Genomic DNA, 11,113 nt, shown 5'->3' on the forward strand with positions numbered 1-11,113 from the left:
CACCTCACGATGACGCCCTTGCGCTTCGCTAATCCTTCGCCGCCATCAGGCTGGATAGAGGACTTCCACCTCCAAGCTGTCGTTCATACTCGGCACACAACAGAAACGGCCGCCCACGAGGCGGCCGTTTTAGTTTCGAGCGCGATGCGCCTACATCACCACGACCCGGGTGCCGACATTGACGCGGCCGTAGAGGTCGATGACGTCCTCGTTGCGCATGCGGATGCAGCCGGAAGAGACGTTGGTGCCGATGGTCCAGGGCTCGTTGGAGCCGTGGATACGGTAGAGCGTGGAGCCGAGATACATCGCGCGGGCGCCGAGTGGATTTTCCGGGCCGCCTTCCATGTGCCTGGGCAGGTCGGGGCGACGAGCGATCATTTCCGCCGGCGGCGTCCAGGCCGGCCATTCGCGCTTGGCCGTGATCGACTTCACACCGGACCAGGTGAAGCCGGGACGTCCGACGCCAATGCCGTAGCGCATGGCCTTGCCGTTGCCCTCGACGAGATAGAGGAACTTGTTCGGCGTATCGACCACCAGGGTGCCGACACTTTCGTTGCCGCTATAGTCAACAAGTTGCTTCTCGAATCTCGGATCGAACTGACGCTGCCGCGGATCGACCGCCTCCGGCTGCACGCCAGCGCCTTGCATCTGCGGCTCGCCCATCGGCGGCAGGCGGCGCTGGTCGTAATAGCCCGGCTGCTGCTGATACATCGGCTGCTGCGGAGCATAGGCCGGACCGCGGCCGGGCCCGTCACCGAACATGAACTCGATGAAGCCGCCGCCCATGTTCGCGTTGGAGGCGACGCGCACCGGCGCCGGCGGCACCTGCGGCTGGTAAAGTACCGCCGGCGGATCGTTCGGCACGCTATTATCGAAGGCGCTGGCGCTGTTGGCGCCGGCCATGAAGGTGCAAGCGCTGCCGAGCAGCGCGACAGACATCTTTTTGAACATCGACGTACTCTGTACTGTTTCGTCTAGTTACATTCGCCGTCGAACGCATCTGGCTGATCCGCGCCCTCGACGTAGTCAATAAAGAGCAAAAGCCGTTTCGTTTGGTAAACGGAGCCGGCGTTTCGATTCACCACGTCGCGAGCGGCGGGGCAATTTGGCGATCAGCGTTTATTTTCGGTGAACGGCGCGCACGCATGGTTAATTGCAGGTTTTCACGCCGTCGCACGCGACCGCACGACAGTTCCGGCTGTGAACTTCGTGTTAAATCGCTTCTGCCTAAAACGACGCGTGAGTGAGGTGGGGGGAGTTCTTGATGGCTATTCACCGCAAACGTTTTCGTGTCGAAGAGGCTGTTGTCGGCGAGATGCCAAGCCCCGAAATGATTGAGGAGGCTCCGCCGATGCATAGCGAGATCATGTCCGAGTTGCGTGCGATCCGTGCACAGATGGCGAAGGGCACTCCGCCCTTGTCCGGCAGCGCGGCCATGGCGGCGATCGACGCCTCCACCGCTCACGAGCTCTCCGAAGCTCGTACCATGCTCGATACTTACCGGGCGCAGATCGAGCAGTGCGAGAAGCTGAAGGTCGAGCTCGACCTCATCCACGACGCCATCGACCGTACCAAGCGCGAGATCGCGACGCTGCACGGCAAGAGCTTCGACGGCGGCGAAATGGCCAAGGTCAATGGCGAGCTCGGCGCGGTCGTCGGCGGCACCGAACAGGCGACCCAGCAGATCCTCGAAGCCGCCGAGTCGATCGACCAAGCGGCCAGCGCGATGTCCAAGGTGCAATCGGCCGATCAGCAGAAACGGCTCGCCGACGATATCCAGGAACGCGTCATCTCGATCTTCGAAGCCTGTAACTTCCAGGACCTGACCGGCCAACGCATCAGCAAGGTCATGAGCACGATGAAGTTCATCGAGCAGCACATCAACTCCATGATGGAGATCTGGGGCGGCGTCGACGCGATCAAGTCCCACGTGCCCGCGCCGGCCGCTGACACCCGCAGCGAGGACGAAAAACTCCTCAACGGCCCGAAGCTCGCCGGCGACGTCGGCCACGCCTCGCAGGACGACATCGACGCGCTGTTCGACTGAGCAGACGCGACACTCTGAAAAACAAAACGCCGGCGCAAGCCGGCGTTTTTTTTCGTCATTGCGAGCGAAGCGAAGCAATCCAGACTGTCCGCGGAAGCAGCCTGCATTGCTTCGTCGCTTCGCTCCTCGCAATGACGAGTGGCTAGGCCGGCGCCCCGATCACGCCCTTGGCGCACAGCGGACGTAGACCATGTTGCCGTAGCGGGTGGCGGCATCCTTGTCGATGAAGCGGGTGATGAGGACGCGGCCGTCGAAGGAGACGATCTCGCGGTCCTGCTCGCCCGGTGTCGGACCCGCCGGCCCGATATAGTTCTTGCCGCTGGGCGAGCCCTTCAGCCGCAGCTCCTGCGGCGTCGCCTGGTCGGCGAGATGCATGATGACGCCGCCGGAGGAGCCGGCGGTGATCACGTAAGGATTTTTGCACTGGGCCCGGGCGGCAGCCTCGGTGCGGGCGCGGTCGGCCGGGTTCTGGAACGAGGCGAGACCCCAGCGGCCGACGATTTCGTCGGCGCGGATCGACGCCGGCATTTCCGGGCCGGCCCCGGGCTCGGCCTCAGGCGGCGGTGAGGACGACGAGAACGACGGCAGGCTCATGCCGCCGCCGCAGGCGCCAAGCAGCAGCGCCAGGCAAGAGGCGGCCGCCAGATTGGCAACCGTGCGTGCGTGAGCTGAACTGATCATGACATTCCCCCGAGCAAACTGCCCCCCAAAACAAGACTTCGACCGCATCCCGCCTGCAGCCAAGCGCAAAACCGCTGTCGGAGCAATGACGTCCTTTATACGCCAGCGCGACCAATAGGTTTCTGTAGACACAATCCTATATCGGCCTCACCAATCGCTTAACCACCTTTGCTTGACAGGATCGCGGCCAAGCCATATTTCCGGGCGCACTATTAGCACTCGGAAAGCCCGATTGCTAAGCGCGCCGTCCGATCCTCGGCAAGAGGGTGGACGGGAAGCGCCGCCCCATCCACTTCCGCTACATCCGAAGCGAGCCTCCAAAGGGAAACGTCATGGCTAAATCCAAATTTCGTCCGCTGCATGACCGTGTCGTGGTCAAACGTATCGACGCCGAGGAAAAGACCAAGGGCGGCATCATCATTCCGGACAGCGCCAAGGAAAAGCCGTCCCAGGGCGAAATCGTCGCCGTCGGCCCCGGCGGCCGCGACGAGGCCGGCAAGCTGACCCCGATCGACCTCAAGGTCGGCGACCTCGTGCTGTTCGGCAAGTGGTCGGGCACCGAGGTCAAGATCGACAACGAAGATCTCCTGATCATGAAGGAATCGGACATCATGGGCGTCATGGCCTAAGGCCATCAGCCTGAACAGCCGCTGAATGTAATGCCCGGGTCCCTGAGATCCGGGCATCCATCATTCCGCCGGGTTCGATTCCGGACTCCGGACTTGCGACGCTGAGCGGCAGACACATCACGAAACAAGAGGAATTACAGACCATGGCTGCCAAAGACGTCAAGTTTTCCGGAGACGCGCGCGATCGCATGCTGCGCGGCGTCGACATTCTCGCCAACGCCGTCAAGGTGACGCTCGGCCCGAAGGGCCGCAACGTCCTCATCGAGAAGTCGTTCGGCGCGCCCCGCATCACCAAGGACGGCGTCACCGTCGCCAAGGAGATCGAGCTCGAGGACAAGTTCGAGAACATGGGCGCCCAGATGGTCCGTGAGGTCGCCTCCAAGACCAACGATCTCGCCGGTGACGGCACCACCACCGCGACCGTGCTGGCCCAGGCCATCGTGCGCGAAGGCGCCAAGTCGGTTGCTGCCGGCATGAACCCGATGGATCTCAAGCGCGGCATCGACATCGCGGTTGCCGCTGTCGTCAAGGACATCCAGAAGCGCGCTAAGCCGGTCGCAGCCTCCTCCGAAGTCGCCCAGGTCGGCACCATCTCGTCCAATGGCGACACCGCCATCGGCAAGATGATCGCCCAGGCGATGCAGAAGGTCGGCAACGAGGGTGTCATCACCGTCGAGGAAAACAAGTCGATCGAGACCGAAGTCGAGATCGTCGAGGGCATGAAGTTCGACCGCGGCTATCTGTCGCCCTACTTCGTCACCAACCCCGAGAAAATGACCGCCGAGCTCGAGGACGCCTACATCCTCCTGCACGAGAAGAAGCTGTCCGGCCTGCAGGCCATGCTGCCGGTGCTGGAAGCCGTGATGCAGTCGGGCAAGCCGCTCGTCATCATCGCCGAGGACGTCGAGGGCGAGGCGCTGGCCACCCTGGTCGTCAACCGCCTCCGTGGCGGCCTGAAGGTCGCCGCCGTCAAGGCGCCGGGCTTCGGTGATCGCCGCAAGGCCATGCTGGAGGACCTCGCGATCCTCACCGGCGGTCAGCTCATCTCCGAAGACCTCGGCATCAAGCTCGAGAACGTCACGGTGAAGATGCTGGGTCGGGCAGGCAAGGTGGTGATCGACAAGGAGAACACCACCATCGTCAAGGGCGGCGGCAAGAAGCCCGAGATCGAGGCCCGCGTCGGCCAGATCAAGGCCCAGATCGAGGAGACCACCTCGGACTACGACCGTGAGAAGCTCCAGGAGCGCCTCGCCAAGCTCGCCGGCGGCGTCGCGGTGATCCGCGTCGGCGGCGCCACCGAGATCGAGGTCAAGGAGAAGAAGGACCGCGTCGAGGATGCGCTCAACGCCACCCGCGCCGCGGTGCAGGAAGGCATCGTCCCCGGCGGCGGCGTCGCGCTGCTCCGTGCCAAGAAAGCCGTCGGCCGTCTCACCAACGCCAATGCGGACGTGCAGGCCGGCATCAACATCGTGTTGAAGGCGCTGGAAGCTCCGCTTCGCCAGATCGCCGAGAACGCGGGCGTGGAAGGCTCGATCGTCGTCGGCAAGATCCTGGAGAACAAGTCCGAGACCTTCGGCTTCGACGCCCAGAACGAAGATTATGTCGACATGGTCGACAAGGGCATCATCGATCCCGCCAAGGTGGTCCGCACCGCGCTCCAGGACGCCGCCTCGATCGCCGGCCTGCTGGTGACCACCGAGGCCATGGTCGCCGAGTCACCGAAGAAGGAAGCGCCCGCCATGCCGGGCGGCGGCATGGGCGGCTTCTAAGGCCGATCCTCGCCTGACAGTGTTGCGAAGGCCGCCTCCGGGCGGCCTTCTTTTTTGCCGATCATGGCCTGTGCTTTCCAATTCAACCGGCGCCCAAAACCCACTACGGTAACGCCCGATTCGAATTGTTTGGGCATGATCTGATCGGAAAAACCGCTTCACACTTTTCCGGATCATGCCCCATTGCCCGGGGATTTCGTCGATGCGCGCGCTTCTGGTTTGCCCGACAGTTTTATTGGCGGCTCTGCTTGCAGTTTCGCCTGAGGTCGCATCCGCCCAGATGAAGCTGTCGCCGAAGGCTACGGCGCCCAGCGGCGCGGAGACGCGCTATTTCACCTCGATCGACGGGCTGATGGACGGCAATGCCGACGTGATCCTGAAGGAGACACGCCAGGGCAAGACCGTCACCGCAGCCGTGCTCGACGTCTGTTATCCGGTCGCGAAGAATTCCGACCGCAAGGACCGCTTCGTCGTCAATCTCCAGGTCGCCGGCCAGAACCTGACGGGTACGACGCAGAGCCTCGGCGCGAAAGCGCCCGTCACCGTCAAACTGCTGCGCAAACAGGCTGGAGACACGTTCGAATTCCGCGGCCAGATCAGCATTGGCCAGGCCGTGACCGAGGTCACCTCTCCCGACAACTCCGATCTCAGCGAGAAGGAATTCCTGGACAACCAGACCTCCGACGACGGCATCACGCCGCAGCCGAAGGATTTCACCGACGTCTCGCCGGAAGCGATTGCGGTCAAGGTCAAGCTGGATGCCGCGACGGAGTTCCTGAAGAGCCTGAAGGGCCAGGACGTCGAGGTGACGCTGGCGAGTCTCACCGTCGGCTGCGACGCGCTGCGCGCAGGTGAGCAGACCATCAACATGTCGGTCGATCCGGAGCGCGCAGGCGCCCTGTTGGAGAAATTCAAGGCGATGCCCGGCATCATCACCGCGGGCTGGACCGCGGGCATGACCGAGATGGACCGCACCATCCGCATCCCCGCCGCCGACTGGCGCGACGGCGACAAGCTCAACCGCGACAAGCTCGCGGCCGCGGTGGCTGGCGTGCTGAGCAGGACGCTCGCGGCAAAGCCGGTCTCGCAAAGCTTCAACCCGGCCACCGGCAAGCTCAAGCTGGTGTTCAAGCGGCCGAACCAGGATTTCCCGGCACTCGAGCTGACCGACACGATCGAGGTTGCAGGGCTCTTCTCGCCCGACAAACCCGGCACGTCCGACAAGCTCATGCTCTGGATCGGCAGCCCCGCAACCACGACAGCCGACGAGAGCAGCGGCGCCAAGCTCAATCTCTCGGACGAAGCGACGGCCGACGAGGAAGGCGATCAGCCCGACGACAACGGTTCGGTCGAGGCGCTCACCAAGGAGCTGAAAGGCCAGCGCTGGGACGCCGACAAGTCGGTGTGGAAGTAGTACGAGGCAGGGTGCCCCGGACGCAGCGCGAAAGCGCTGCAGGGCCGGGACACGAAAGCTAATTCCCGTTGACGCGAAAGCGCAGCGGCTTGGGGCCGACGAGCGTGAGCACGTCGCCCTGACGCTTCCAGGTCTCGGCGCTGCCGAGCGCTGCTACGAGATCGTCGTCGGCCTGCGCTCTTGCCGGCGGGCAGGAGCGGTCCTGGATCTGGCCGGGCATGAAGATCACGGTGTTGCCGGCGACCGAGAACTGGCCCTTGCCGCCCTTGCACCAGAGCTCCAGCACCACCTCGCCATTGTCGCCGATCTCGATGTTCGGAATCCGCTTCGAGCCGGGCTGCGGCAGTGCTTCGAGCGTCATCTCGGTGCCGAACGGGAAACCGTCATCGGCACGCGCGACAGTGGCCATCGCGAGCGTCGCAACCGCCGCACACACCATCTGCTTGAGCGAAACCATGAGACCTCTCGACCGACCTGATTTGCCGCACCTTCTATAAGACGGCAGCTGCAATGAGAAGCTTCGCCCGCATGCAAAAATCCCCGCGGAGAGACCTCCGCGGGGATTTGCATCGACGCCGGGCGTGGCCTGCTACTTCAGCACCATCGCCGTGAACGGCCAGACATAGGCCTGTAACGTCACGAACACGCCGACCAGGGAAGCCAACACGATCGAGTGCCAGAACACAAAGCGCAGGATGGTGCCTTCATGGCCGTACCAGTTGGTCGCGGTCGAGGCGACCACGATCGATTGGGCGTCGATCATCTTGCCCATCACGCCGCCGGACGAGTTTGCCGCCGCCATCAGGATCGGCGACAGGCCAAGCTGCTCGGAGGTGATCTTCTGAAGATTTCCGAACAGAACGTTGGAAGCGGTATCCGATCCCGTCAGCGCCACGCCCAACCAGCCGAGCAGCGTGCCGAAGAAGGGATAGAGCACGCCGGTTGCAGCAAAGGCGAGGCCGAGCGTCGCGTCCACGCCGGAGAGCCGCGTCAGCGTGCCGATCGCGAGCATCGCCGAGATCGTGATCAGCGAGATCGCGCACAGCCGGATGGTGCGGCCGTATTCCGTCAAGAGCCGGCCAGGACCGACGCCCATCAGGAAGCCTGAGATGATCGCCGCGATCAGCATGCCCGTGCCGGTGAAGGACAGGTAGGTGAAGCCGAACACCGCACTCTCTTTCGTCGGTCCCGGTGCGACCGGCGGCATCTTGTTGATCATCTGATGCAGCTCGGGAACGGGGTAGTTCCAGGTGAAGATCGAGTTCGCCCAGGTCTTGAAGGCACCGTTGCCCCAGATCAGCATCACGATACAGACGATGATCCAAGGCAGCAGCGCGCTGAACATCTCGCTCTGGGTGAGCGGCGTCTTGTCGAGGGGTTTTGCGGCCGCCATGGTGGAGGTCGATTCATCACGGCTGCGCAGCGCCGGCGACAGCCAGAGCTGCCTGGGCTGCCACACCTTCAGGAACAGGATCAGCGCGCCCATCGAGATCAGCGACGCGCCGATGTCGACGATCCAGGGGTTGACGAAGTTCGAGATCACGAATTGCGGGACTGCGAACGACACGCCGGTGACGAGAACCGCCGGCCACACGTCCTTCATGCCCCTCCAGCCCGCGAACGCCCACACCACCCAGAACGGCACGATCAGTGAGAAGATCGGCAACTGCCGTCCGACCATCGCGCCGAGGATGTAGGGATCGAGCCCGGTGACCGAAGCGAGGCCCTGGATCGGCGTGCCCAGCGCGCCAAAGGCGACCGGTGCTGTGTTGGCGATCAGCGACAGGCCGGAGGCCGCGAGCGGCGAGAAGCCGAGGCCGATCAGCACGGCACCGGTGATCGCGACCGGGGTACCGAAGCCCGAAGCACCCTCGAAGAAGGCGCCGAACGAGAACGCGATCAGCAGCAATTGCAGCCGCCGATCCTCGGTGACCCCGCCGACCGCGCGCTTGAGCAATTCGAAGCGTCCGGTGGTCACCGTCACCCGGTAAAGGAAGATGACGTTGAGAACGATCCAGCCGATCGGAAAGAAACCGGTGACGATGCCCAGCACCGAAGCGCGGATCGACATGTTGGCCGGCATGGTGAAGACGAAGATCGCGATCAGATTGGCCACGATCACGGCGATGATCGCCGCAATATGAGCCTGGACGCGCCCGCTCGCGATCAGGACCAATAGTGTGACGACAGGGACTGCCGCCGCGATCGTCGACAGCACAGGGCTGTGCAACGGGTCATAGACTTGATTCCACATGGTCTTCCTCCCCCACGCATGTGTGCGGCAGGCGGCCCGCGTGGACAGCCGATCCTGCTCGACGCTGAAGCGATAACCGCCGAGTTGGACGCGAATTCCTCGCGAATGCAGCGGTTCCCCTCCCGCTCACAAGCCCGCGAAATCCCGAAGCACCCCACCCCGCGCCGTTGAGGCCCATGCTAGGGTTGCAAGCTGCGACAAGCCAACGCAAATTGCAGAACCTGCGACTTTAGTCTAAGCGCGCCCATTTCCGCCGTCGCGCCCCAAATCTTTGGCCCCGGGCAGTTGTGCACATCCCCTCAGGAGACCCAGCTCTGTGAAGAACATCCGCGCCACGCTCGCGATCGTCTGGCGAATCGCCGCCCCTTATTTCCGATCGGAGGACAAATGGGCCGGCCGCGGCCTGCTCGCCGCTGTCATCGCGATGGAGCTGGCGCTGGTCGCGATCGACGTCCTGGTAAACCAATGGCAGAACCGGTTCTACAGTGCGCTCCAGAATAGCGACTGGGATGCCTTCGTCACGCAGATCTGGATCTTCGTCGGCCTCGCCTCCGCCTTCATCGCGCTGGCGGTCTACAAGCTGTACCTGAACCAGTGGCTCCAGATCCGCTGGCGGCAATGGCTGACCCGGCACTATCTGGGCGAATGGCTGCAAGGCGCCACCCATTACCGCATGCAGCTCAAGGGCGATGCGGCCGACAACCCGGACCAGCGCATCACCGAGGACGTCAAGAACTTCGTCGAGCAGACCCTGACCATCGGGCTCGGCCTGCTCTCGTCGATCGTGACGCTGTTCTCCTTCGTGATCATCCTCTGGGGCCTGTCCAACGCCGCGCCGCTGCACCTGTTCGGCGCCGACCTCATGATCCCCGGCTATCTGTGCTGGGGCGCGCTGGTCTACGCGATCTTCGGCACCGCGCTGACGCACTGGATCGGCGCGCCGCTGGTCAATCTCAATTTCGAACAGCAGCGCTATGAGGCCGACTTCCGCTTCAACCTCGTCCGCGTCCGCGAGAACTCCGAGCAGATCGCGCTGCTCAAGGGCGAAGGCGCCGAGCGCGGCCGCCTGCTGGAGCGCTTCGGCTTCGTGATCGGCAATTGGTACGCCATCATGAGCCGGACCAAGCGCCTCACCGCGTTCACCGCGAGCTATCAGCAGGCCGCCGTGATCTTTCCCTACGTGCTGGTGGCGCCGGCCTTCTTCGCCAAGAAGATTCAGCTTGGCGACATGATGCAGACCGCCTCCGCCTTCTCAAGCGTGCAGGGCGCACTGTCGTTCTTCGTCACGGCGTACCGGTCGCTGGCGGAATGGCGCTCGATCGTCGCGCGCCTCGACGGCTTCGAGATGTCGGTCGATGCGGCCGCGAACCTGCCGCCGCACGAGCCGGCGATTGCCCTCGAGCCCGCCGGCGTCAATCGCACTATCGCACTCGAACAGCTCTGCGTGAACCTGCCGAGCGGCACGCCGCTGGTCGCCGCCGACGCCTTCTCCATCCAGACGTCGGAGCGCGTGCTGGTGACCGGACCGTCAGGCTCCGGCAAGTCGACGCTGTTCCGGGCCATCGCCGGCATCTGGCCGTTCGGCACTGGCACCATCTTCGTCCCGGAAAAGGCGAAGCTGATGATGCTCCCCCAGCGCCCGTATTTCCCGGTCGGCGTGCTGCGCGACGCCGTGGTCTATCCGGCCGCGCCGGGCGCATTCGAAACCGCACGCGTCAGGGACACGCTGATCGCGGTCGGGCTGCCCGACCTCGCCGAGCGACTCGACGAGGAAGGCCACTGGAATCGGATGCTGTCGCTGGGCGAGCAGCAGCGCCTCGGGCTCGCCCGCGCGCTGCTGCACGCGCCGGACTACCTGTTCCTGGACGAAGCCACGGCCTCGCTGGACGAACCGTCCGAAGCCCGGCTGTACCGGCTGCTGACGGAGAAGCTGCCACAGGCCACCCTCGTCTCCATCGGCCACCGCTCGACACTCGACGCCTTCCATACCCGCAAGGTAACGATGGTGAAGCACGGCGCGATCCACGTTCTCGGTGACAGTGGCGCGCCGGTCGAGAAGGAGCCGAGCGCGGCGCGCTAGCGGCGACCCCGCAGCTGCCGGTCTGGTGCATTGGTTTTGACGTCCGCCTCCGCAAGCGCGCCATGCCCGGGGCTTGTCCCGGGCATCCACGCTCTTGCTTGCCTCGGGGAGTATACGTGGATGGCCGGGACAAGTGTTTCGTCGTCCGTGAAGAACGCTAATTTCAGACCGGATTGATCGTCGGCCCCACGAAGAGAGCGCTGAGGATTTGGCGCAACAAAATCCTCAGCCAGCGGATC

9 protein-coding genes are annotated in these 11,113 nt (G+C 64.0%); 5 read left to right on the forward strand and 4 right to left on the reverse strand.

Annotated features, from left to right (window positions below):
• Nucleotides 1-150 precede the first annotated feature (150 nt).
• On the reverse strand, nt 151-951 hold the full coding sequence (locus IVB27_RS08995) for a L,D-transpeptidase (protein WP_247442994.1): 801 nt from the start codon (nt 949-951) through the stop codon (nt 151-153).
• Nucleotides 952-1,264: 313 nt separating this feature from the next.
• Here IVB27_RS08995 and IVB27_RS09000 point away from each other — a divergent pair, with 313 nt between their 5' ends.
• The gene (locus IVB27_RS09000) at nt 1,265-2,047 is read left to right on the forward strand and encodes a protein phosphatase CheZ (protein ID WP_247343631.1); all 783 of its coding nucleotides are present in this window, start codon (nt 1,265-1,267) and stop codon (nt 2,045-2,047) included.
• A gap of 159 nt (nt 2,048-2,206) precedes the next feature.
• On the opposite strand, the gene IVB27_RS09005 is transcribed toward IVB27_RS09000, so the two are convergent.
• The gene (locus IVB27_RS09005; protein WP_027520433.1) at nt 2,207-2,728 is read right to left on the reverse strand and encodes a hypothetical protein; all 522 of its coding nucleotides are present in this window, start codon (nt 2,726-2,728) and stop codon (nt 2,207-2,209) included.
• A gap of 332 nt (nt 2,729-3,060) precedes the next feature.
• Here IVB27_RS09005 and IVB27_RS09010 point away from each other — a divergent pair, with 332 nt between their 5' ends.
• The 3 genes from IVB27_RS09010 to IVB27_RS09020 all read left to right on the forward strand — a co-directional run bounded on the left by IVB27_RS09010 (nt 3,061) and on the right by IVB27_RS09020 (nt 6,540).
• Complete coding sequence (locus IVB27_RS09010) at nt 3,061-3,357, forward strand: co-chaperone GroES (RefSeq protein WP_247343636.1); 297 nt, start codon at nt 3,061-3,063, stop codon at nt 3,355-3,357.
• Between the two features lie 143 nt (nt 3,358-3,500).
• A complete protein-coding gene (gene groL / locus IVB27_RS09015; RefSeq protein ID WP_247343639.1) occupies nt 3,501-5,126 on the forward strand; it encodes a chaperonin GroEL in 1,626 nt (541 codons plus the stop codon).
• Nucleotides 5,127-5,328: 202 nt separating this feature from the next.
• Entirely contained in the window at nt 5,329-6,540 is a 1,212-nt protein-coding gene (locus tag IVB27_RS09020) for a hypothetical protein (RefSeq protein WP_247442996.1), read from the forward strand.
• 58 nt (nt 6,541-6,598) lie between these two features.
• On the opposite strand, the gene IVB27_RS09025 is transcribed toward IVB27_RS09020, so the two are convergent.
• The gene (locus IVB27_RS09025; RefSeq protein ID WP_247442998.1) at nt 6,599-6,997 is read right to left on the reverse strand and encodes an META domain-containing protein; all 399 of its coding nucleotides are present in this window, start codon (nt 6,995-6,997) and stop codon (nt 6,599-6,601) included.
• Nucleotides 6,998-7,129: 132 nt separating this feature from the next.
• A complete protein-coding gene (locus tag IVB27_RS09030) occupies nt 7,130-8,794 on the reverse strand; it encodes an L-lactate permease (RefSeq protein WP_247343650.1) in 1,665 nt (554 codons plus the stop codon).
• A 316-nt stretch (nt 8,795-9,110) separates the two neighbouring features.
• Between IVB27_RS09030 and IVB27_RS09035 the strand changes: the two genes are divergently transcribed.
• Nucleotides 9,111-10,874, forward strand: coding sequence for an ABC transporter ATP-binding protein/permease (locus tag IVB27_RS09035; RefSeq protein ID WP_247443000.1), 1,764 nt, complete (start codon nt 9,111-9,113; stop codon nt 10,872-10,874).
• Nucleotides 10,875-11,113: the final 239 nt, after the last annotated feature.

Origin of the sequence: Bradyrhizobium sp. 197 (genome assembly GCF_023073375.1) — a bacterium.
In the GTDB taxonomy this organism is placed as follows: Bacteria; Pseudomonadota; Alphaproteobacteria; order Rhizobiales; family Xanthobacteraceae; genus Bradyrhizobium.

Bases quoted from the DNA above. Each gene is read 5' to 3' on its own strand.
- IVB27_RS08995 (WP_247442994.1), bottom strand. From the start codon at position 951: ATGTTCAAAAAGATGTCTGTCGCGCTGCTCGGCAGCGCTTGCACCTTC.
- IVB27_RS09000 (WP_247343631.1), top strand. From the start codon at position 1,265: ATGGCTATTCACCGCAAACGTTTTCGTGTCGAAGAGGCTGTTGTCGGC.
- IVB27_RS09005 (WP_027520433.1), bottom strand. From the start codon at position 2,728: ATGATCAGTTCAGCTCACGCACGCACGGTTGCCAATCTGGCGGCCGCC.
- IVB27_RS09010 (WP_247343636.1), top strand. From the start codon at position 3,061: ATGGCTAAATCCAAATTTCGTCCGCTGCATGACCGTGTCGTGGTCAAA.
- groL (WP_247343639.1), top strand. From the start codon at position 3,501: ATGGCTGCCAAAGACGTCAAGTTTTCCGGAGACGCGCGCGATCGCATG.
- IVB27_RS09020 (WP_247442996.1), top strand. From the start codon at position 5,329: ATGCGCGCGCTTCTGGTTTGCCCGACAGTTTTATTGGCGGCTCTGCTT.
- IVB27_RS09025 (WP_247442998.1), bottom strand. From the start codon at position 6,997: ATGGTTTCGCTCAAGCAGATGGTGTGTGCGGCGGTTGCGACGCTCGCG.
- IVB27_RS09030 (WP_247343650.1), bottom strand. From the start codon at position 8,794: ATGTGGAATCAAGTCTATGACCCGTTGCACAGCCCTGTGCTGTCGACG.